Raw genomic sequence first — 21704 nt, 5'->3', positions numbered from 1 at the left:
GCAGAATGTGCCAGTTACTGCGAACATCTCACGCGTACCAATCAAGCCTGATAGGAGGGCTCCTACCTCCCCACTTGCACCTCAATCGGCAGGCACATCGCGAAGGAACCCGCGTGAACTCCAGTTGCGAGAGATCCACCGGCCGACGCGGTACTCATCAGCGGCCGGTCGTAGAGAGATCAACGGGTACGCCGTTGACGGACTCGCGCAGTTCGGCGTACCGGGTCGAGACCCAGCCCACCGACCAGCCGCACAGTTCGGCTGCGGTCCGCACCGACATGCCCTCTGCCTGGGCGGCGGCCACGATCGCGCGGGCATCGTCCTCGGGCAGCTTGTCCGTGCACGGGCCAGCGGACAGCAGCGCGGCGCGCTCTTGCGCGGCCCGCTCCTGCTGCTCGGCCTGCTCACGGCGCTCGCGCTCCAGGCGCTCGGTGCGCTCGCGCTCCCTGCGCTCAGCGGCCTCGTGTTCACGGCGTTCACGCTCCCGCTCACGCTGTTCACGCTCGCGCTCCGAGCGTTCACGCTCGGCCCGCTCGGCTGCCTCCCGAGCCTGCTGGCGCTCTTGTTCCTCGCGCCGGGCGGCAGCCTCCCGCTCGGCCTGTTCACGGGACATGCGGGCTTCATGCTCACGCTGTTCACGAGCCAGCGCCGCCGTGTGCTCGCGTTCCTCGCGAGCCCGCCGGGCGCTCTCCTCACGCCGCTGGGTGGCGGCGCGCTCGCGCGCTTCCCGCTCGGCCTGCTCCTTGGTGTCCAGTGCGAGGACGGCGGCGGTGATCGCGCGCCGGTAGGCCAGACCGGTCTCGGCCGTGACGATCAGCAGCAGCGGCGCGACCGCGTGCACAGCCACGCCCACCAGGTCGTTGTTCAACGCCGAGTCGGCGACGTTGAGCGCGAGGGTCATGCAGCCGGTCATCCACCGCAGCACGATGGGCCACGGTCCGCCGCTGCCCCCGAGCCGGGCAATCACCGCGTCCAGCCGGACCACGATGACCACGGCGGCATCCACGACGAGAGGAAGGATGGGTGCGGTCCAGTCCCACTTGTCGGGGGTGTGCTCGGCGGCAAGCGGGGTGACGGTCAAGATCGAGTAGAGCATCGCGCCCGCCACAATCAGCCACGTGCCGGCCGACAGGGCGCGCTCGGCTGAACGGATCTGAACGGCGTTCACGCGCCCACCCCCGGCCATGAACGGACCCGGATCGCGGCGATCAGCACGGCCGGGGATGCGGGGTTGTCGGGGGTCTCGCTGTCCTCGGTCCACGTCCACTCAGCGCCCGGCACCGGCTCGAAGCCGAGCGCCCGCAGCGCGCTTGAACGGTCCGTGAACGTCGGGACCGAGCGGCCGAACCGGTGCTCGGGCCACGCGTCGGTGGTGTTCATCAGCGCCACGTACAGGCGCCAGCGACCGGCGCGGACGGACATCTGCGCGGTGAACTCCCGCACGGCCTGCTGCTCGCTCACGCCGTACCGCCCCGGTGCGCGTCCGTGGCCTGGTCCGCCACCAGCGCGGCGAGCAGGCGGCGGCGGGCCCGGCGGATGCGCCGGGTGTCCAGCTCGGTCGGGGTGCGGTCCATGCTGATGATCTGCGCGTCCAGCAGCTCGACGCCGGCCAGGATGACCGGCATCTCCCGCTCGATCGCGTCCAGCTCGGCGTCCGTCGGCTCCATGAAGTCGGCGAACGCGGTAACAGCGTCCTGAACAGTAACGATGTAGTCCATTGGGTCGTGTGTCCTTCCAGAGGTGGACGGCCCGAACAGCGGCCCCGGTGTTCGAGCACCGGGGCCGCGCGCCGTAAGGGTGAGATGGCAATCAAGCGGTCGGTCAGACAGCGGCGATGACGAGCGCCGCGATTAGCAGCCAGAAGTGGTGAAAGCTCTGGTCCAGCGCGTAGGCGCCGGTCCCGATGTGCTTGCCGGTGATCCCGTCGGCGGCCGTCGTGGCGTGCACGGTGTCGGTGCCGAGCTGGTAGAACTGCGCCTTACCGGTGACCCTGGCCAGCCACGCCAGCGTGGAACGGCGGTCCGCCCAGCCATGCGACACCGCGTCGACCCCCAGGCCGACGACCAGCCCCAGGGCCGACAGGTGCAGCCCCAGCACGGCAGCGGCCGGCAGCAGTAACGCGACCTTGGTCGCGGTCAGGGTGGTGATGTGCCGGGCATCGGCCAAGAGGCCGACCCACCCGGGCTTGCCCTTGGTCAGCGACTGGTGCGAGGTCTGCACCCAGTGATCACCCACGCTGTGAGCGACGTACAGGGCGATGAAAACGGCGGCGAACGTGGCAGCGCTCATGCGGCGAACTCCGATTCGGTGTCGGCAAACGTGGAGAGCCCCGGGCGGGATTCGATCCCGCGCCCTCACGGCGAAACGCCGGGGCGGTGAAGCGGTGATGGCGGATCTCGCTGCGCATGGCGTCGTTCGTCTCGGAGAGATCCGATATCCCGAGGGTCAGCACGACGAAGGTTGAGCCATGCGGTTCTTTAGAGCCGATGGCGTGTCCCCCTATGGGGTGTTGGGCCCGGTTGTGACGGGGGCCCGTTCTCGATCGGCTGGTCTCCACTCGCCCCGGCCGGAGCCCTCACGGCCGTCGTACTGCGGTGGATCACGCTGTGGAGTTGTGCGTGACGCGATCAGCCCCTCCGAAAGTTCCGGACTGGCGATGGCCACACCAAGAGACTGGACCGGTGGACCGGTCCAGTCAAGTACTGAATTTGGAGTTGAGAGGTTCTACTCCGAGAAATTGCAGGTCAAAGACCCTGACGGGGCATCAAAAAAGCTGGACCGGCGGACCGGTCCAGCTTCGTTTGGTGGCCTACCTACATCGCGTAGGTGTCCACCTGCTCGAAAAGTGAGGAGGGCGTGACGCCCTCCTCACAGACCAGCGGACGACCTTCCTGGTCGTACGCCGTGTGCAGGAGTACGGCGACCGGGGCGGATGGGGCGACCCCCAAGCGGTCCGCCTCCACCTCCGTGGCGAGGCGCACTGTAGTGACATCCACTCCCTCGACCGGGAACCGTCCAGTCTGTCGACGGACATAGCGCGTGGTGCCTTCGGCGATGGGGGCTGTGTCTGCGAGGCGTGGTGCCGCTTCGGCGATCTCCGGAGGGAACCACGCCTCTACGCAGCTATTCGGTGATCCGTCCGGAAGCTGGAGGATGCGGGTGCGCCGGAGCGCCTGCACCCCGGGGGAAAGTCCGAGCACAACGGCGACACGAGGGGGAGGCTCCGCCCAGTCGGGTGTACCGACGCGCACGAACGGCATCCCGCCCATGATGCGCGCGGACCCTGCCCGGCGGGCGCCGGCGGGGCGTGCCACGGGTGTCTCCGTGACGACGAAGCCGGTGCCCTGTTTGGCGACGACCACCCCGTCATTGCGCAGTACATCCACGGCCTTGATGGCCGTAGCCCGTGACACGTCCCACTGGTCCGCCAGTTCGCGGCCGGATGGGATCGTCTCCCCAGGAGCGAACTCACCAGCGGCGATGCGGGCGCGCAGAGACTCAGCGATCTCTTCGTACTTCAGAACGGCCATGGGTTTTCCCTTCTACGCGCACTGGACTGGTCCACCGGTACACACGATACTGCGACCATGTCGAATCTCGAATTGGCTCCCTCCGTGATGCGGTACTACGGCGAGACAGGGAACGAGGACAGCCGCCTGCGTGACTCGGCAGACGGACGTATGGAGCTGGTCCGGACTCAGGAACTCCTCCGACGCTTCATGCCCCCAGCTCCAGCGCGCGTGCTCGACGTGGGCGGGGGGACGGGGATCCATGCCGAATGGCTGGTGAAGGATGGCTACGACGTCACTCTGGTAGATCCAGTGCCCCGCCACGTCGAGAGCGCGTCGGCTGTGTGCCCGGCGTTTCTGGGGGACGCACGCGATCTGCGAGAGCCGGACAGCAGCTTCGATGTCGTGCAGCTGCTTGGACCGCTCTACCACCTGCCGGACCCCGGTGATCGCAGTAAGGCACTGGCGGAGGCCGTCCGCGTAGTGAAGCCGGGCGGCCTGGTAGCCGCAGCGGCCATCAACCGCTACGCATCACTCTTTGAGCACGTCACGTACGCCCACCTGCATACCGAGCGGATGCATGACTCCGTCTCCAGGATTCTGGAGACGGCCGTCTACGACGGGGCCCGAGGGTTCGCCCTGGCGTACTTCCACCGCGCAGAAGAGTTGGCGGCTGAGTTGGCGGCCTCTGGGCTGACGGACGTTCAGGTCTTCGGAATCGAGGGGCCCGCGTGGGCGCTTGTTAAGGCAGCCGAGCAACAGCCGGGCGAGGGGCCCACGGACGACCTGATCGCCTCTGCCATGGCGGCGGCGCGCATGGCAGAGAAATACCCGGAACTCCTCGCCGCCAGCTCACACCTACTTGCCGTGGGGAGGGCTCCCGCAGCGATCGCCGGAGGGGGACACTGATGGGCAGACGCTGCCGTGCAGGGGCCGTCCGCGTATTTCGCGGGAAGCCGTTTGCTGCTTCGTCTGGACGCATGGACCACCAACGAAGGGTTTCAGTAGGGTGGCACGCGCCGAACAGATCCGGCCGCGCACAGGTTCGAAGATGAGGCGTCGGCACCGCGAGCGCACCTGACCGCGTCGAGTCTTTGCCCCTCATGTCACGATCTTCCCGAGCGCACGGAGAGTATTGCGTTCAACCGTGACGAAACTTTGAGAAGTAGGCGATCGGAGAAGGTAAGACGGTTTCCTCCTGTGGGGAAAGCCAGAGATTCTCTGATCGCCTCATGGTCGCATGCCTTTTTACTAGTTTCCTCGGGAGCCAGCAGTGCCACCAATGACAGCGCGCGAATTACTAGCGCAGCGGTCTGCTTGTCAACGTCTTGCAGGAATCCGTGCGCCCCCAGGTTGCGAAGGTTGCGTCCCGGCGTCAAGAGTAGAGCGCGGATAAAGGAAGACCAGTCGGGATCGAAACCGTGCTTGTCGAGGAGTGGAAGCATGGTGCCTAGACCCGGGAATTGACCTAGTGATTTATCCTCTTCGACGCGATAGATGGGTTCATTGAGCAGCAACAAGAGCGATCGGATAGCTGCTTCAATTCTGGGCATGGCCAACTGGGCACAAGAAACGTAGTTGCCTCCCCAGAAGAGCGACAGACTCTCTGCGAGTGACATGCATAGCCCAGGATCTGACCCGTATTCTTCCACGAACCACGCAGCAAGATCACCTGTTTGGGGGATTACGTGCGTCTCTGCCATCCGGCCCAAAGCTGCCGAAAGAATGTTTCCCTGCCTTGCCATGCCTATTACTTCAACGCCATTGATTTCATACTGTAGCTTTTCGTTATCTGTGCTGTAAGACTTTTGGGGCAGCCCATGCGCGCCGTAGGTTGACATTCCCATTATCTTGTGGGTCAATGAATTACTAATAACGTTCTTTGCTATCTTCTCATTCACCTTTCGCGATCCCGTTGGAGATGGAGTATTAAAGAATTGGATAAGTGCGCTGATTAGGTGAGGCTGATCGAAAATTTGCAGGTATGATTCGATGTCACTAGGGCGAACTGGTGAGACGCCCCCGGCCCTGATAGTCATCCATTGAAATGTCGCTGGATCAACCGCTTGCAGCTGCCTTACACACTCGCTTTGGATGTCGTCGAGGTGAAACCTGCGCGCGAATTTGGCGGCTTGTTCCAACCAGTGCGCCTTCAGGTGTCCGTTGGTTTCCTGCTCGGCTGCTTCGAGTAGATTTGCTGCGGCTTTGCGAAGCGCGAGATCTGTCAGCGCCTTGTCGTTTAGACAGTCACGTGCCATGTAGGCGAGCTGCATGGAGAGGTGATCCGTCTTGTATAGGTCAAGTGCGGAGAACAGGTAATCAATCGCCTTGGCGGGAATTTCGGCCCGCTTCGCCTCCTTCTTTGCCCTGAGTCGGCCTTCTAGGAGACATCGAAGAATCGGAAGTACGGTGCCCGGAGCCGATACGTCTGCTTTCAGCGTGCTCTCGACAAGTCCCATCATGGCTGTCTCGACTGAAAGCTCAAGATCTTTTAGCCCAAGTGAGCGAAGAATTGACCAGGCTCGCACCAACATTGCGCTTTTGTCGAGCTGGCCGAAATTTCCGTCCTGTGCAGCGACGTAAGCTTCCACGGCCCTACGTGCGTGGATATGCGGCTTAGGGTGGCGCGCAGAAAACAGTAGGTCTGCCAGAAGTCCTTGGATTTCTGGTTCAATGTTTTCGGACAGAAGTTCGCCCCATAGCTTTAGGACTTCCGGTCCAACCGCTTTGATGGGGCGCGGAAAGTAATGTGAATCTCCCGTTTCGCTAAGAGGCTCCAGGGTCGCGCCTGGCTTCGAACCAGGGCCACGCTGTAGGCGGAGGCGGTAGTAGAAGGTAGCGGCGACTTCCCTAATCTCGGCTTGAATAGCCGGGTCTTCTTGTCCCTCTTCCTGGAAAATGATGCTAGCAATTTCGCGATAATTCGTGGCGGCGTTATGTGCATTTGATACAATCGCGCGAATAACGCTGATTCGCTCTTGATTGTATGAAAACGCAACGGGCTCTGCCGTTCGCTCACCGCTGGGAACGCTATCCATCAGGCGCCGCCCTCCTGAATAGGTCGATCAGCCGTGACCCACTCGGCTGCTGTGCTTATGACGCATCGTTGCTCGATGAGTCTGCCGTACCGGGGACACCAGGGGAGGCGATTTTCTTGCGCGAGCAGCTCAGTCCAACCTCTGGCCTGTCTCCCTGCAGTCGTGGGGGAGAGGGCTGCGGCATCGTCGGTTGTGGGGCAGACGTGGGGCAAAGGCATCAACGCGATCCAGGAGCCCAGTTCAGAACGGATCACTGGCGCGGTCTGTAAATCTGCCGGCTCAGCCTACCCAGGTTCGAACCCTGGCGCCGCCACGGTGTTAACGAACGGCCCTCGATCTGCGGAAACGCGGATCGGGGGCCGTTTGCGTTGTTCGGGGTCAGTTGCCGGCGATGTCCTTCACCGCGACCGGGATCGGGGTGGGGCCGGCGATGGCCTCCAGGGTGAGGCCTGCCGTGGACGGGGTGTCCAGGAGTTCGGCGAGGGCGGCGGCCACGTCGTCGCGGGGGATGGGGCCGCGGCCCGTCCTGGCCGCCAGCCGGATGCGGCCGGTGCCGGGGTCGTCGGTGAGGGCGCCGGGGCGCAGGATGGTCCAGTCGAGGCCCTGGCGGGCGCTCAGGTCCGCGTCGGCCGCCGTCTTGGCGCGCAGGTACTCGGCGAAGACGGGGTCGGTGCCGGGGGCAGGGTCGGCTCCCGCTCCCATCGACGAGACGATGATGTAGCGACGGGCCCCGGCCCGCTCGGCCGCGTCGGCGAAGAGCACGGCCGCGGCGTGGTCGACGGAGTTCTTGCGCTCCGGGCCGCTGCCCGGCCCCGCGCCCGCCGCGAAGACGACCGCGTCCGCGCCGCGCAGGGCCACCGCGACCTCGTCGACGGAGGCCGACTCCAGGTCGCAGACGATCGGCTCGGCGCCCGCCGCCCGCAGGTCGTCCGCCTGCTCGGGTTTGCGGATGATCCCCGCCACGTCGTCTCCGCGTGCGGCGAGCAGTCGCTCCAGCCGCAACGCGATCTGTCCATGTCCACCTGCGATCACAATGCGCATGATGGCGACGCTACGCCCGCCGGGCGTCCCGCGCGCGGGCACGGCCTGAACGGCTCACCATCGAGTGATTTATCAGCCGGTCGCCGACGGCGGACACGCCGTCAGAAAGCCTCAGGCGAGGCCGTCGTCGCTGCGCGACTGGCGGGGCAGGTCGAGGGCGGCGGTGGTCGCCGAGTCGCAGTACTCGCGGACGGCACTGGTGCGGGAGACCACCCGGCCGCGGTGGATGACGATGCGGCTGTAGGCGAGGGAGAGCACCCCCTCGATGCGTTCCCCGCGTACGGCGAGCAGTTCGGCGGGGAAGCCCGCCTCCACCCGGACCTCCGGCAACCCCAGGACCGCCCGCGCCTGGCCGCTGATCGCGTCGTAGGCGTCCGCCGCGCCGCACTCTCCGTAGGAGGTGAGGAGGAAGGCGGCCTCCAGGGGGTCGCCGCGTCCGACGGGGTTGGCCAGGTCGCGCAGCGACCCGCTGCCGGCCGCTACGCGCACGCCGGCCGTGCGCAGTTCGCGTACCGGGGTGAGCAGGCCCGAGGCGCCGCGCCGGGAGGACTCCAGAGCGCTGCAGCCGCCCTGCGGCAGGCAGACGACGGAGACGCCGGCCGCGGAGAGCTGGCCGGCGGCGCGGGTGGCGGCGGCCTGCGGGAGGCGGGCGAGGCCGTTGCAGGGGCCGATGACGACGCCGGGGCGCAATCCGCCGGCCATCGCGGTGAGCCGGGCCAGCCGGGCCGGATCGTCACCCTGCGTGTGCAGGTCCACGGGGAGGCCGAACTCGGCCGCGACGGAGAGGACGGCCTCGGCGTAGCCGCTCGGGTCCGGGTCGAGGTCGGGGCAGCCGCCGACGACGCCGGCGCCCATCTTGAGCGCGTCGCGCAGCGCGGAGAGCCCGTCGGCGCCGGCCACGCCGGTGAGCAGCCGGGGGACGGCGACGGCGTGCAGATCGACGAGTCCGCGCAGCGCGCGGCGGGCCTGGAGTACGGCGGCGAGGGTGCCGAGACCCTGGATGTCGCCGATCCTGACGTGGGTGCGGATGGCCGTGGCGCCGTGGCCGAGTTGGAGCAGCGCGGCCTCGGTGACGCGCCGCTGCACATCCTCGGGCTCGTACGAGGGCGGCCCCGACGTGACGCTCGCGTCCGCGGTGAGCGCGGCGTCGAGGTGGGCGTGCGGTTCGGCGGGCGCGGGCAGCAGGAGGTAGCCGCGCAGGTCGATGCGGGTCCCGTCGGCGTCCTTGAGGTCGGCGGCGGCGGTGAGGCTGCCCGCGGTGCCGACGGCTTCGATGCGGGAGCCGCTCAGCCGTACGTCGACCGTGCGGCCGTCGGTGAGATGGGCGCCGCACAGCAGCAGCGTGGTGGTCTCGGCGGCGGTGCCGCGTTGGTTCTCGGTCATCGCGCTCCTCCGGTACTGCGGCTCTCGGGCGGGAGGCAAGATCACGCAGGGACGGACCGAGCCTATGGGGCAGCCCACGCAGGGTCCGGGAGGAGTTCAATAGTCGTACTGGCGTGGTCGATCGAGGATGTCCCGCGGGGAGCTCGGGGTCCGTCCGAGGGGTTCCCGAAGGGCGTCGGAACGGCTCCGGAAGAGCTGCGGATGGGCCCGAAGTGTGTCGTGAGATATGGATTTCACCTTCGGCTTCGGACCGTGTAATGTCTTCCTCGCTCGCCCCAATAGCTCAGTCGGTAGAGCGTCTCCATGGTAAGGAGAAGGTCTGCGGTTCGATTCCGCATTGGGGCTCTGATGGATCGATCACTCGCCGCTTGGCGGAGGGTCAGTTCATCGCAGCGGTGTAGCTCAGTTGGTAGAGCAAGCGGCTCATAATCGCTGTGTCACCGGTTCAAGTCCGGTCACCGCTACCCTGCGTAGTCGTAGTCGATTGTGGGTTTAGACCTTCAATCGGCTACTCTCGTTGTGTTCATATACCCATCCGTTCGTCAAGGAGCACTCACGTGGCCGCCACCGACGTCCGCCCGAAGATCACGCTGGCCTGCGTGGAGTGCAAGGAGCGGAACTACATCACCAAGAAGAACCGGCGTAACGACCCGGACCGTCTTGAGATGAAGAAGCACTGCCCGCGCTGCAACGCGCACACCGCGCACCGCGAAACGCGCTAACAACAGGCCGTAACACACTGCGAGGCCGTCCCCATTCTTGGGGGCGGCCTCGTGGCGTTGATCCGCCCTTTCGTCGAAAGAGGCATGATCAACTCGAACGTCACCCCGAACGTCGGCGTCATCACCGTGACCGGCATCATGATGACCGTCGCGGTGCCCGCCACCGCGACGGTCACCGTCCTGATCAGCATCCCGTAGCCGGAGGTATCGATGGCGCTGGACCAGTCCTTCGTCGGGCGGAGCTATCCGCCCACCGCCCCCTATGAGGTGGGCCGGGAGAAGATCCGCGAGTTCGCCGAAGCCGTGGGCGATCTCAATCCCGCGTACACCGATCCCGACGCCGCCAGGGCGCTCGGGCATCCGGATGTCATCGCGCCGCCGACGTTCGCGTTCTCGATCACGTTCAAGGCGGCCGGCCTGGCCGTGCAGGACCCCGAGTTGGGCCTGGACTACAGCCGGGTGGTCCACGGTGACCAGCGGTTCGTCCACTCGCGCCCGGTGCGCGCGGGGGACCGGCTCACGGTCGTCTCGCACATCGACTCGATCAAGTCCCTCGCGGGGAACGACGTCCTGTCGGTCCGCGGCGAGGTGCACGACGAGAACGGCGAGCACGTGGTGACGGCGTACACGATGCTCGTGGCCCGCGCGCAGGAAGGGGTGTGACCGGGATGGCAGCGAAGATCTCCTACGACGAGGTCGAGGTCGGCACCGAGCTCCCGGCGCAGACGTTCCCTGTGAGCCGCGCCACGCTCGTGCGGTACGCGGGTGCGTCCGGTGACTTCAACCCGATCCACTGGAACGAGCGGTTCGCGAAGGAGGTCGGGCTGCCGGACGTCATCGCGCACGGCATGTTCACGATGGCCGCCGCGATCCGCGTGGTCACCGACTGGGTCGGCGACCCGGGTGCGGTCGCCGAGTACGGCGTGCGGTTCACCAAGCCTGTCGTCGTCCCGGACGACGACAAGGGCGCGCTGATCGAGGTCTCGGCCAAGGTCGCGGCCAAGCTGGACGACGAGGCGCGCACGGTCCGCGTGGACCTGGTGGCCACCGCGGCCGGCCAGAAGGTGCTGGGCCTGTCCCGCGCCGTGGTCCGGCTGGCCTGAGCCGCGAACCAGCGGACGGCCGGCGGCTGAGCGCTTACGGCGGGGACTTCTCCGGAAGTCCCCGCCGTACCGCTTGACGAAGTTAGTTAGTGGTCACTACCTTAAGAACATGGCGAAGACGAGCATGCGGATGAGTGCGGAGGACCGGCGCGAGAGCGTCATCCGTGCCGCGATGACCGAGTTCGCCAAGGGTGGTTACTTCGGTACGTCCACGGACGCGATCGCCCGCCGCGTCGGGGTCTCCCAGCCGTATCTGTTCCGGCTGTTCCCCACCAAGGTGGCCCTGTTCAAGGCCGCCGCGAACCGCTGCTTCGACCGCACCATCGCCACCTTCGAGCAGGCCGCGGAGGGCCTGGAGGGGGAGGACGCGCTGGAGGCCATGGGGCAGGCCTACAGCGAGCTGATCGAGGAGGACCGCGATGTCCTCCTCATGCAGATGCAGGTCTACGTCGCCGCCGCGGCGTCGGGCGACGGCGAGGTGGCCGAGCTGGTCCGCCGCCGGTGGCTCGCGATGTGGGACATCGTGCGCGCCCGCACCGGTCTCGACGACGAGTGGATGAACAAGTTCTTCTCGACCGGGATGCTGATCAACGCGCTGGTGTCGCTGGGGATCCCCTCGGACAACCGCTGCTGGTTGGGCTTTCCGTTCGAAGAGTCGCCCGACAAGTCGCCCGCAAAGCCGTCCGAAGAGTCGGCTGAACACCCGACTGGACACCCGGCCGCAGATTCGGCCGCAGATTCGATCGAAGAGCCGACCCCCTGACGCACCGGAACGGGCCCTCGGGCCCCCGGTGACCGGGCGAGGACTGGCCCGCACTCGTGTATCCGCAAAAGTTAGTGACTGATTACTAATCCCCGGGAGGGGTCATGCAGGAGCACCAGCAGCAAGAGGCAGGACAGGAGAAGGGCGTCCGGCGCGGCACCGCCGTTTGGGCCCTGATCATCACCAGCCTCGCCGGTTTCATGGCGAGCCTGGACAACCTCGTCGTCACCACCGCGCTGCCCTCCATCCGCCAGGACCTCGGCGGAGCGCTCGAGGACCTGGAATGGACGGTGAGTGCCTACACCCTCACCTTCGCGGTCCTCCTGATGTTCGGCGCGGCGCTCGGCGACCGGTTCGGCCGCCGCAAGCTCTTCACCGTCGGTCTCGGCCTGTTCACCGCGGCCTCCGCCGCCGCCGCGCTCGCCCCCGGCATGGGCGAACTGATCGCCGCCCGCGCCGCCCAGGGCGTCGGCGCCGCGATCATGATGCCGCTGACCCTCACCCTGCTCTCCGCCACCGTCGCGCCGGAACGCCGCGGCATGGCGTTCGGGATCTGGAGCGCGGTCAACGGTCTCGCCGTCGCCACCGGCCCGCTCATCGGCGGCACCCTCACCGAGCACTTCTCCTGGCAGTGGATCTTCTGGCTGAACGTGCCGATCGGACTGCTCCTGCTGCCCCTCGCCCGGCTCCGCCTGAACGAGAGCCGCGGCCCGAACTCCCGGCTGGACGTCCCCGGCACCGCCCTCGCCAGCGCCGGCCTCTTCGGCATCGTCTACGCCCTCATCCGCGGCAACGCGGACGGCTGGACCAGCCCCGTCGTGCTCACCGGCATGATCGGCGGAGCGGTTCTCATAGCCGCCTTCGTCGTCTACGAGAACCGTGCCGCGCACCCCATCCTGCCGATGCGGCTCTTCCGCAACCGCGCCTTCAGCGCGGTGAACGCCGCCAGCCTGCTGATGTTCCTGGGCATGTTCGGCTCGATCTTCCTGCTCAGCCAGTTCCTGCAGAACGTGTCCGGCTACTCGCCCATGGAGGCCGGCGTCCGGATGCTCCCCTGGACGGCGATGCCGATGATCGTTTCGCCCATCGCGGGCATCCTCTCCGACCGCATCGGCGGCCGCCCGATCATCGCCACCGGACTGGCCCTGCAGGCCGTCGGGCTCGGGCTCTTCGCCCTCGTCGTCACCACCGACGTCTCCTACGCGGCCCAGCTGCCCGCGCTGATCGTCAGCGGCATCGGGATGGCGATGTACTTCGGCCCCACCGCCAACGTCGTGATGTCCAGCGTCCGCGCCGAGGAACAGGGCATCGCCTCCGGCGCCAACAACGCGCTGCGGGAGCTGGGCGGCGCCCTCGGCGTCGCGATCCTCGCCTCCGTCTTCTCCGCCCAGGGCGGCTACGAGTCCGCCACCCGCTACGTGGACGGCCTGGTGCCCGCACTGTGGGTCGGTGCCGCCGCCGTCGGCCTCGCGGCGGTCGCCGCGGTGCTCATCCCGAGGCGGCCCAGGGCGACGGCCACCGCCGACGCCGAGTCGCAGCGCATCCTGGAGCCGGTCGCCTGACCGGCGACCGGGCGACGCCTCAGGGGGACCGGATCACCGGTCCCCCTCGGGTCTGCCTTCACAGTGACGCCTGCCCGGCGACGCCTGGCACGCACGCTGTCCCCCAGCTACCGCTGGGGGTGCCCCCAGTTGTCGGGCTCGCCCCGGTACACCCAGTACCGGGGCGACCCTCCGCCTTGCCATCGCACGCACCAGACGCCGCCGGGCCCACCCTCCGGGCGCACGCCGCCACCGTGAAGGCAGACCCGAGCGTCCCCGTAGGGTGGACGGCGTGCAGGTAACCCATGACACCCCCCTCGCCCCCCTGACGACCTTCCGGCTCGGCGGCCCCGCCGCCCGCCTCGTGACGGCCACCACCGACGCGGAAGTCGTCGAGGTGGTCCGCAAGGCGGACCGCGCCGGCACGCCGCTCCTGGTGATCGGCGGCGGCAGCAACCTCGTCATCGGGGACGCCGGATTCGACGGCACCGCGCTGCGCATCGCCACCACGGGGTTCACCCTCGACGGCACCGCGCTGGAACTGGCCGCCGGTGAGGTGTGGAGCGACGCGGTTGCCCGGACCGTCGAGGCGGGCCTGGCCGGCATCGAGTGCCTGGCCGGGATCCCCGGATCCGCCGGGGCGACGCCGATCCAGAACGTGGGGGCGTACGGGCAGGACGTGTCGGCGACGGTCACCGAGGTCGTCGCGTACGACCGCCGCGACCGGGAGACGGTGACCATCCCCGCCGCCGACTGCGGCTTCGCCTACCGCGACAGCCGCTTCAAGGCCGACCCGGAGCGCTATGTGGTGCTGCGCGTGCGGTTCGGGCTCGAGGACGCCGGCGGGCTGTCGGCGCCGGTCAAGTACGCGGAAATGGCGCGCGCCCTGGGCGTGGAGGCCGGTGACCGGGTCCCCGTCAGCACCGCCAGGAAGACGGTGCTGGAGCTGCGCGCGGGCAAGGGCATGGTGCTCGACGCGGCCGACCACGACACCTGGTCGGCGGGTTCGTTCTTCACCAACCCGATCCTGACGGAGCAGGAGTTCGCGGAGTTCGTCGGCCGGGTGCACGACCGGCTCGGCGCCGGCACCGAACCGCCCGCCTACCCGGCGGGAGACGGGCTGCGGAAGACGTCGGCGGCCTGGCTGATCGACCGCGCCGGCTTCGCCAAGGGGTACGGGGACGGCCCGGCCCGCATCTCCGGGAAGCACACCCTGGCGCTGACCAACCGCGGGCAGGCCAAGACGGACGATCTGCTGGCCCTCGCCCGCGAGGTCCGCGACGGAGTGCGGGCCGCCTTCGGCGTCACGCTCGTCAACGAACCGGTCATGATCGGCGCCCGGCTGTAGAGAGCCCGGCTGCAGAGCGCCCGGCTGCAACAAGCCCGCCTGTGAAAAGCCTGCCGGTGAAAGGCGCGCTCGTGACCAGGCCGCCGGTGAAGCCGCCGTCCAGCCGTGCCGGCCTCTCAGGCCGGCAGGGCCAGCCAGTCCTCGATGCCGGACAGCAGCCGCTCCCGCACCTCCGTGGGCGCCGCCGAGCCGCGTACCGACTGCCGGGCCAGTTCCGCCAGTTCCTCGTCGGTGAAGGCGTGCGAGTCCCGGGCGATCTCGTACTGCGCGGCGAGCCGGGAGCCGAAGAGCAGCGGGTCGTCGGCGCCCAGCGCCATCGGCACGCCCGCGTCGAAGAGCGTGCGCAGCGGCACGTCCTCCGGCTTCTCATAGACGCCCAGCGCGACGTTGGACGCCGGGCAGACCTCGCAGGTGATCTGCCGCTCGGCGAGCTTCCTCAGCAGCCGCGGGTCCTCCGCGGCCCGTACGCCGTGCCCCACCCGCCCCGCGTGCAGGTCGTCCAGGCAGTCGCGGACGCTGCTGGGGCCGGCGAGCTCACCGCCGTGCGGCGCGGCGAGCAGCCCGCCCTCACGGGCGATGGCGAAGGCGCGGTCGAAGTCGCGGGCGAGTCCGCGGCGCTCGTCGTTGGACAGGCCGAAGCCGACGACGCCCTGGTCGGCGTAGCGCACCGCGAGCCGGGCGAGGGTGCGGGCGTCGAGCGGGTGTTTCATGCGGTTGGCGGCGACGATGACGGCCATCCCGACCCCGGTGTCCCGGGAGGCGGTCGCCACCGCGTCCAGGATGATCTCCATGGTCGGGATGAGGCCGCCGAGCCGGGGCGCGTACGACGTCGGGTCGACCTGGATCTCCAGCCACCCGGAGCCGTCCCTGGCATCCTCCTCGGCGGCCTCGTGGACCAGCCGCTGGATGTCCTCGGCGGTGCGCAGACATGAGCGCGCGCTGTCGTAGAGCCGCTGGAAGCGGAACCAGCCCCGCTCGTCGGTGGCCCGCAGTTTCGGCGGCTCGCCCGAGGTCAGCGCCTCGGGGAGGTGCACACCGTGCAGGTCCGCGAGCTCCAGCAGGGTCTCGGACCGCATGGAGCCGGTGAAGTGCAGATGGAGATGGGCCTTGGGGAGCAGACGGACATCACGTGCCATCCCAAGATCCTGCCGTACGGGTGACGCTGTCCGGTACCGCTTTCACCGAACGGGGGTTTGCCCGAAAGCAGGAACGGGCCCCCGGCAGCAGCCGGGAGCCCGTCACAGGAGAGCGGTCGGAGCGGTCAGTCGCGGGCCTCGCCGAAGAGCTTCTGGATCCGGGAGACGCCCTCGACCAGGTCCTCGTCACCCAGTGCGTAGGAAAGCCGCAGGTAGCCGGGGGTGCCGAAGGCCTCGCCCGGAACGACGGCGACCTCGACCTCGTCCAGGACGAGGGCCGCGAGCTCGACCGAGGTCTGCGGGCGCTTGCCGCGGATCTCCTTGCCGAGCAGCTTCTTCACCGACGGGTAGACGTAGAACGCGCCTTCGGGAGTGGGGCACACCACACCGTCGATCTCGTTCAGCATCCGCACGATGGTCTGCCGCCGCCGGTCGAAGGCCACCCGCATCTCGGCGACCGCGTCCAGGTTCCCGGAGACCGCGGCCAGCGCGGCGATCTGGGCGACGTTGCTGACGTTTGAGGTGGCGTGCGACTGCAGGTTCGTCGCGGCCTTGATGACGTCCTTGGGGGCGATCATCCACCCGACGCGCCAGCCGGTCATGGCGTACGTCTTGGCGACGCCGTTGACCACGATGCACTTGTCGCGCAGCTCGGGGAGGACCGCCGGCAGCGAGGTGAACGTCGCGTCGCCGTAGACGAGGTGCTCGTAGATCTCGTCGGTGAGCACCCACAGGCCGTGCTCGACGGCCCAGCGGCCGATCGCCTCGGCGTCGGCCTCGTTGTAGACGGCGCCCGTCGGGTTGGACGGCGAGACGAACAGGACGACCTTGGTGCGCGGGGTGCGGGCCGCCTCCAGCTGCTCGACCGTGACCCGGTAGCCGGTCGTCTCGTCCGCGACGACGTCGACGGGCACGCCGCCCGCGAGGCGGATCGACTCGGGGTAGGTGGTCCAGTACGGCGCCGGGACGATGACTTCGTCGCCCGGGTCGAGGATCGCGGCGAAGGCCTCGTAGATGGCCTGCTTGCCGCCGTTGGTGACCAGCACCTGGGAGGCGTCGACCTCGTAGCCCGAGTCGCGCAGCGTCTTGGCGGCGATGGCGGCCTTGAGCTCCGGCAGCCCGCCGGCCGGGGTGTAGCGGTGGAACTTGGGGTTGCGGCACGCCTCCACCGCGGCCTCGACGATGTAGTCGGGGGTCGGGAAGTCCGGCTCGCCGGCACCGAAGCCGATGACCGGGCGCCCGGCGGCCTTGAGGGCCTTCGCCTTGGCGTCCACAGCGAGTGTCGCGGACTCGGAGATCGACCCGATGCGGGCCGACACCCGTCGGCCGGAGGGGGACTGTACGGGGGGAGTGGCAGCGGTCATGACTGCATGCTCCCAGACGGCGTACCGCCCCGGCACCGCGGTTTGCGGAGTGGACACCCCCGTGTTTACGGAGTGGACGGCGGGGCTGCGGCGGAGCCGTTCGACGACCGGCCTGTGAACACGTACACTCATCCGTCGATGGCCCTCTCGCGAACTGCGGTACGTTGAGGGGCGTCTTCAAAGGGTCGTAGCTCAATTGGTAGAGCACTGGTCTCCAAAACCAGCGGTTGGGGGTTCAAGTCCCTCCGGCCCTGCTACACGCGTCCTCACCAGGATGCGGGCAGGTAATTGCACTCGCCGTACCGCGCGACGGGCGCGGTATGGCCACGACCCGGAGTCAGGTGAAGACGAGTGACTGAAATCACGGACTCCATCGAGGTCCCTGAGCCTGACGCATCCCAGGACAAGAAGGCCCGCCGCGGCGGTAAGCGCGGAAAGAAGGGCCCCCTGGCCCGTCTCGGCCTCTTCTACCGGCAGATCGTCGCGGAGCTCCGCAAGGTCGTCTGGCCTACGCGTGGCGACCTCACGACGTACACGAGCGTCGTAATTGTCTTCGTTGTCGTCGTCATCGGGCTGGTGTCCGTGATTGACTTTGGCTTCGCGAAGCTCGTCTCGTACGTCTTCGGATGATCCTGCGGACGACGCCCCTGGGGCGCCTTTCCGCATGTTCCACCCCTTGAAGTCAGGAAGAAGCAGTCACCGTGTCTGACCCGAACGTGTACGACGCCGACGAGTCCGTCGAGGGCGACGACACTGCGCTCGACATCGTCGAGGCAGCCGACGGCGACATCGACCAGGCCGAGGCTGCCGATGAAGCCGCGGGCGAAGCCGCCGAGCAGGCCGCCGTCCACGCCATCGACGAGACCGATGACGCGGCGGACGCCGAGGACGAGCCCGAAACTGAAGCCGCCGCTGTCGACGAAGAGGCCGACGCCGTACTCGCCGAGGCCGACGCCGAGCTGGCCGAGGACGACGCCGAGGCCGTCGAGGAGCCCGAGCCGATCGACCCCGTCGCCGCCTTCCGCGAGGAACTCCGCACTCTTCCGGGCGAGTGGTACGTCATCCACACGTACGCCGGCTACGAGAACCGCGTGAAGTCCAACCTGGAGCAGCGCGCCGTCTCGCTGAACGTCGAGGACTACATCTACCAGGCAGAAGTGCCGCAGGAAGAAGTAGCCCAGATCAAGAACGGCGAGCGCAAGACGGTCAAGCAGAACAAGCTTCCCGGCTACGTGCTCGTCCGTATGGACCTGACCAACGAGTCGTGGGGCGTCGTCCGCAACACGCCCGGCGTCACCGGCTTCGTGGGCAACGCGTACGACCCGTACCCGCTGACGCTGGACGAGATCCTCAAGATGCTCGCTCCCGAGGTCGAGGCGGCCGCCGAGGCCGCCGCTGCGGCGGACGGCACGGGTCCGGCCCGCAAGATCGAGGTCCAGGTACTGGACTTCGAGGTCGGCGACTCGGTCACCGTCACCGACGGCCCGTTCGCGACGCTGCAGGCGACGATCAACGAGATCAACCCGGATTCGAAGAAGATCAAGGGCCTCGTCGAGATCTTCGGCCGCGAGACCCCGGTCGAGCTCAGCTTCGACCAGATCCAGAAGAACTGAGTTTTTTACACGTCCGACCAGGTCAGACCGGCTTTTTCAGCTGGTCTGACCTGTTTGGTTTCAGGCCATGCCTCGATACCCGTTATCGTGGTGCGGTATGCCTGTTAGCAGGCGAAACAACTCTCACTAGGACCCGGAGAGAGCAATGCCTCCCAAGAAGAAGAAGATCACGGGGCTTATCAAGCTCCAGATCAACGCGGGCGCGGCCAACCCCGCCCCGCCCGTCGGCCCCGCACTGGGCCAGCACGGCGTCAACATCATGGAGTTCTGCAAGGCCTACAACGCCGCGACCGAGTCGCAGCGTGGCATGGTCGTGCCGGTGGAGATCACGGTCTACGACGACCGCTCCTTCACCTTCATCACCAAGACTCCGCCGGCCGCGAAGCTGATCCTCAAGGCCGCGGGCGTGGAGAAGGGCTCCGGCGAGCCGCACGTCAAGAAGGTCGCGAAGCTCACCGCCGCTCAGGTGCGTGACATCGCCACCGTCAAGATGCCGGACCTGAACGCCAACGACCTGGACGCCGCGTCGAAGATCATCGCCGGCACGGCCCGTTCCATGGGCATCACGGTCGAGGGCTGACGCCCCGAGAAAGTGGGGTGGGCCGACGCCCACCCCGAAGCACGTCTGTGGAAGGGCCGCGCGCGGTCCGTACCACGACTCCACTCACCATTGAGGAGCAGCAGTGAAGCGCAGCAAGACTCTCCGCGCTGCGGACGCGAAGATCGACCGGGACAAGCTCTACGCCCCGCTCGAGGCCGTCCGTCTCGCCAAGGAGACCGCAGCGACGAAGTTCGACTCGACCGTCGAGGTCGCCATGTGCCTGGGTGTGGACCCGCGCAAGGCCGACCAGATGGTCCGCGGCACCGTGAACCTCCCCCACGGCACCGGCAAGACCGCCCGGGTCCTGGTCTTCGCGACCGGTGACCGTGCCGAGGCCGCGCGTGCCGCCGGTGCCGACATCGTCGGCTCCGACGAGCTCATCGACGAGGTGGCCAAGGGCCGCCTCGACTTCGACGCCGTCGTCGCCACCCCGGACCTCATGGGCAAGGTCGGCCGCCTCGGCCGCGTGCTCGGTCCCCGTGGCCTGATGCCGAACCCGAAGACCGGCACCGTGACCCCGGACGTGGCCAAGGCCGTGACCGAGATCAAGGGCGGCAAGATCGAGTTCCGCGTCGACAAGCACTCGAACATGCACTTCATCATCGGCAAGGTGTCGTTCGATGACGCGCAGCTGGTCGAGAACTACGGCGCGGCCCTGGACGAGCTCCTTCGTCTGAAGCCGTCCGCCTCCAAGGGCCGGTACATCAAGAAGGCCGTCATCAGCACGACGATGGGCCCCGGTATCCCCGTGGACCAGAGCCGTACCCGCAACCTCCTCGTCGAGGAGGACCCGGCCGCCGTCTGATCCGACTCGGATCCGACAGCGCCGCGTACGCGACTCGGGCCGGGCCCCGCTCCCTTCTCGGAGCGGGGCCCGGCCTGTCGGCTGTCCCGGCCCTGTACGCCCCCGTCCGGCCCGGCCGGACCCGCTGGCGCCCCTGTCGGCGTTCGGGCCCGAACGCGGCCGCTGAGCGGCCCGTGAGGCGATTTGCCGGATCGCGACCCGTTCGCGTACGCTACCGAAGAAGCCAAAGACCGCTGGTCGCTGCTGTGCCCTCGTTGAGGAGCGCGGCGGCCGAAGGATCCGCTAGCTGCGGACGACCCGCTCAGGTTGCTGTGGAAGAACTCCTGGAATTCATTCTGGTTGAGTAACGCCCCGTGCGCCTGCGCCGGGGCGTTCGTGTTGCCCAGCCCCTTCCGTGCGGTCCGAATCACCCGGAAGGAGGCCGAGACTCATGGCGAGGCCCGATAAGGCTGCTGCGGTTGCCGAGCTGACGGACAAGTTCCGCAGCTCCAATGCCGCAATGCTGACCGAGTACCGCGGTCTCACCGTGGCGCAGCTCAAGACGCTGCGCCGTTCGCTCGGTGAGAACGCTCAGTACGCCGTGGTGAAGAACACGCTGACCAAGATCGCGGCCAACGAGGCCGGGATCAGCACGCTGGACGACCTGTTCTCAGGTCCGACGGCGGTTGCCTTCGTCACCGGTGACCCGGTGGAGTCGGCGAAGAGTCTGCGTGACTTCGCCAAGGACAACCCCAACCTCATCATCAAGGGCGGTGTCCTTGACGGTAAGGCGCTGTCCGCTGATGAGATCAAGAAGCTCGCGGACCTCGAGTCCCGCGAGGTTCTGCTCGCCAAGGTGGCCGGTGGCATCAAGGCGTCGATGGCGAAGGCCGCGGCGACTTTCCAGGCCCCGCTCACGGAGTTCGTCCGCACCGCGGACGCGCTTCGCGCCAAGGTCGAGCAGGGCGGTGCCGGTACGCCGGCTCCCGCCGAGGCCGAGGTGGCGGAGTAACCCTCCGCCCCTGGTCGCAGCGGGCGCCTCACGCCCGCCTTCATGTACACCCGGCACCTGCCGAATAGTGGAAGGACGCCATCATGGCGAAGCTGTCCCAGGAAGAGCTGCTCGCGCAGTTCGAGACCCTGACCCTCATCGAGCTCTCTGAGTTCGTCAAGGCGTTCGAAGAGAAGTTCGACGTCAAGGCTGCCGCCCCGGTCGCCGTCGCCGCCGGTGGCGCTGCCGCCGTCGCCGACGCCCCCGAGGAGCAGGACGAGTTCGACGTCGTCCTCACCGGTGCCGGCGAGAAGAAGATCCAGGTCATCAAGGTTGTGCGTGAGCTCACCTCGCTGGGTCTGAAGGAGGCCAAGGACCTCGTCGACGGCGCTCCGAAGTCGGTCCTCGAGAAGGTCGCCAAGGACGTTGCCGAGAAGGCCGCGGACTCCCTCAAGGCCGCTGGCGCGTCCGTCGAGGTCAAGTAGTTCCCAGCCCCTCCACGAGGGGCTGAACAGCCGCAGGGCGGCCACCCGTAAGGGTGGCCGCCCTCGGTCGTTCCACGGGTCCCCCAGGGGGCCTGTAGCCGCTCGGGGGTAAGGTGATCATCCCCGCCGGGCGGGGGGCGCCGCACGGATCTCCGGGGGGCTGAGGCCTTGACGAACCGCACGCGGCGCGCAATTCTCAGGACGCGTCGTAAGTTCGATCCGGGGTCCGAGGCATGGATCGGCCGCGATGCGGGAATGCCTAGCGTCGAGCACAGATCCGGT

At 67.9% G+C, this 21704-nt stretch carries 23 protein-coding genes and 3 tRNA genes; 16 read left to right on the top strand and 10 right to left on the bottom strand.

Going from position 1 to position 21704, the window contains the following annotated elements:
* Nucleotides 1-157: 157 nt before the first annotated feature.
* The 5 genes from O3X23_RS34035 to O3X23_RS34015 form a co-directional block, all read right to left on the bottom strand.
* A complete protein-coding gene (locus tag O3X23_RS34035) occupies nt 158-1168 on the bottom strand; it encodes a DUF2637 domain-containing protein (protein WP_269276357.1) in 1011 nt (336 codons plus the stop codon).
* Nucleotides 1165-1461: a DUF6303 family protein gene (locus tag O3X23_RS34030; protein WP_269276354.1), complete on the bottom strand. Its 297-nt coding sequence runs from the start codon at nt 1459-1461 to the stop codon at nt 1165-1167. The genes O3X23_RS34035 and O3X23_RS34030 overlap by 4 nt, the downstream gene beginning before the upstream one ends.
* Nucleotides 1458-1718: a DUF6284 family protein gene (locus tag O3X23_RS34025; RefSeq protein WP_269276353.1), complete on the bottom strand. Its 261-nt coding sequence runs from the start codon at nt 1716-1718 to the stop codon at nt 1458-1460. The genes O3X23_RS34030 and O3X23_RS34025 overlap by 4 nt, the downstream gene beginning before the upstream one ends.
* Before the next feature lie 103 nt (nt 1719-1821).
* Nucleotides 1822-2289 (bottom strand): transcriptional regulator, encoded by a 468-nt coding sequence (locus O3X23_RS34020; RefSeq protein WP_269276352.1) that lies wholly within the window; start codon nt 2287-2289, stop codon nt 1822-1824.
* Between the two features lie 524 nt (nt 2290-2813).
* The gene (locus O3X23_RS34015; protein ID WP_269276351.1) at nt 2814-3530 is read right to left on the bottom strand and encodes a GntR family transcriptional regulator; all 717 of its coding nucleotides are present in this window, start codon (nt 3528-3530) and stop codon (nt 2814-2816) included.
* Nucleotides 3531-3587: 57 nt separating this feature from the next.
* Between O3X23_RS34015 and O3X23_RS34010 the strand changes: the two genes are divergently transcribed.
* Nucleotides 3588-4418: a class I SAM-dependent methyltransferase gene (locus O3X23_RS34010; protein WP_269276350.1), complete on the top strand. Its 831-nt coding sequence runs from the start codon at nt 3588-3590 to the stop codon at nt 4416-4418.
* A gap of 197 nt (nt 4419-4615) precedes the next feature.
* On the opposite strand, the gene O3X23_RS34005 is transcribed toward O3X23_RS34010, so the two are convergent.
* From O3X23_RS34005 to O3X23_RS33995, 3 genes are all read right to left on the bottom strand, one after another.
* Nucleotides 4616-6547 (bottom strand): hypothetical protein, encoded by a 1932-nt coding sequence (locus O3X23_RS34005; RefSeq protein WP_269276349.1) that lies wholly within the window; start codon nt 6545-6547, stop codon nt 4616-4618.
* Between the two features lie 378 nt (nt 6548-6925).
* Nucleotides 6926-7588, bottom strand: a complete 663-nt coding sequence (locus tag O3X23_RS34000; RefSeq protein ID WP_269276348.1) for an SDR family oxidoreductase — start codon at nt 7586-7588, stop codon at nt 6926-6928.
* Nucleotides 7589-7699: 111 nt separating this feature from the next.
* Entirely contained in the window at nt 7700-8971 is a 1272-nt protein-coding gene (locus O3X23_RS33995; RefSeq protein WP_269276347.1) for an amidohydrolase family protein, read from the bottom strand.
* 272 nt (nt 8972-9243) lie between these two features.
* Between O3X23_RS33995 and O3X23_RS33990 the strand changes: the two genes are divergently transcribed.
* The 8 genes from O3X23_RS33990 to O3X23_RS33955 all read left to right on the top strand — a co-directional run bounded on the left by O3X23_RS33990 (nt 9244) and on the right by O3X23_RS33955 (nt 14448).
* A tRNA-Thr gene (locus O3X23_RS33990) sits at nt 9244-9316 on the top strand.
* A 46-nt stretch (nt 9317-9362) separates the two neighbouring features.
* Nucleotides 9363-9435 (top strand) — tRNA-Met (locus O3X23_RS33985).
* Between the two features lie 93 nt (nt 9436-9528).
* Nucleotides 9529-9693, top strand: a complete 165-nt coding sequence (rpmG, locus tag O3X23_RS33980) for a 50S ribosomal protein L33 (RefSeq protein WP_004571794.1) — start codon at nt 9529-9531, stop codon at nt 9691-9693.
* 210 nt (nt 9694-9903) lie between these two features.
* Nucleotides 9904-10356, top strand: coding sequence for a MaoC family dehydratase N-terminal domain-containing protein (locus O3X23_RS33975; protein ID WP_269276346.1), 453 nt, complete (start codon nt 9904-9906; stop codon nt 10354-10356).
* Nucleotides 10357-10361: 5 nt separating this feature from the next.
* Nucleotides 10362-10796: a MaoC family dehydratase gene (locus tag O3X23_RS33970; RefSeq protein ID WP_269276345.1), complete on the top strand. Its 435-nt coding sequence runs from the start codon at nt 10362-10364 to the stop codon at nt 10794-10796.
* A 109-nt stretch (nt 10797-10905) separates the two neighbouring features.
* Nucleotides 10906-11559, top strand: coding sequence for a TetR/AcrR family transcriptional regulator (locus O3X23_RS33965; RefSeq protein WP_331283980.1), 654 nt, complete (start codon nt 10906-10908; stop codon nt 11557-11559).
* A gap of 104 nt (nt 11560-11663) precedes the next feature.
* Nucleotides 11664-13121, top strand: coding sequence for a DHA2 family efflux MFS transporter permease subunit (locus tag O3X23_RS33960; protein ID WP_269276344.1), 1458 nt, complete (start codon nt 11664-11666; stop codon nt 13119-13121).
* Nucleotides 13122-13392: 271 nt separating this feature from the next.
* Entirely contained in the window at nt 13393-14448 is a 1056-nt protein-coding gene (locus O3X23_RS33955; RefSeq protein WP_269276343.1) for a UDP-N-acetylmuramate dehydrogenase, read from the top strand.
* Between the two features lie 116 nt (nt 14449-14564).
* Here the strand turns inward: O3X23_RS33955 and O3X23_RS33950 are convergent, their stop codons facing one another.
* Nucleotides 14565-15584, bottom strand: a complete 1020-nt coding sequence (locus O3X23_RS33950; protein WP_269276342.1) for an adenosine deaminase — start codon at nt 15582-15584, stop codon at nt 14565-14567.
* A 125-nt stretch (nt 15585-15709) separates the two neighbouring features.
* Nucleotides 15710-16948, bottom strand: coding sequence for a pyridoxal phosphate-dependent aminotransferase (locus O3X23_RS33945; RefSeq protein WP_269276341.1), 1239 nt, complete (start codon nt 16946-16948; stop codon nt 15710-15712).
* 181 nt (nt 16949-17129) lie between these two features.
* Here O3X23_RS33945 and O3X23_RS33940 point away from each other — a divergent pair.
* From O3X23_RS33940 to rplL, 7 genes are all read left to right on the top strand, one after another.
* Nucleotides 17130-17202, top strand: a tRNA-Trp gene (locus O3X23_RS33940).
* Between the two features lie 97 nt (nt 17203-17299).
* Nucleotides 17300-17578, top strand: a complete 279-nt coding sequence (gene secE / locus O3X23_RS33935) for a preprotein translocase subunit SecE (protein WP_269276340.1) — start codon at nt 17300-17302, stop codon at nt 17576-17578.
* Between the two features lie 71 nt (nt 17579-17649).
* Nucleotides 17650-18561 carry a transcription termination/antitermination protein NusG gene (gene nusG, locus O3X23_RS33930; RefSeq protein WP_269276339.1) on the top strand — a complete coding sequence of 304 codons (912 nt, stop codon included), beginning with the start codon at nt 17650-17652 and terminating at the stop codon, nt 18559-18561.
* Nucleotides 18562-18706: 145 nt separating this feature from the next.
* Nucleotides 18707-19141: a 50S ribosomal protein L11 gene (gene rplK / locus O3X23_RS33925; RefSeq protein ID WP_138352882.1), complete on the top strand. Its 435-nt coding sequence runs from the start codon at nt 18707-18709 to the stop codon at nt 19139-19141.
* A 103-nt stretch (nt 19142-19244) separates the two neighbouring features.
* A complete protein-coding gene (gene rplA, locus O3X23_RS33920) occupies nt 19245-19967 on the top strand; it encodes a 50S ribosomal protein L1 (protein WP_269276338.1) in 723 nt (240 codons plus the stop codon).
* 430 nt (nt 19968-20397) lie between these two features.
* Entirely contained in the window at nt 20398-20958 is a 561-nt protein-coding gene (gene rplJ, locus O3X23_RS33915; RefSeq protein WP_269276337.1) for a 50S ribosomal protein L10, read from the top strand.
* Nucleotides 20959-21041: 83 nt separating this feature from the next.
* Nucleotides 21042-21422, top strand: coding sequence for a 50S ribosomal protein L7/L12 (rplL, locus tag O3X23_RS33910; RefSeq protein ID WP_269276336.1), 381 nt, complete (start codon nt 21042-21044; stop codon nt 21420-21422).
* The last annotated feature ends 282 nt before the right edge of the window (nt 21423-21704 follow it).

Origin of the sequence: Streptomyces sp. H39-S7 (assembly GCF_027158205.1) — a bacterium.
In the GTDB taxonomy this organism is placed as follows: domain Bacteria; phylum Actinomycetota; class Actinomycetes; order Streptomycetales; family Streptomycetaceae; genus Actinacidiphila.
This window is presented reverse-complemented; position numbering and strand designations above follow the sequence as displayed.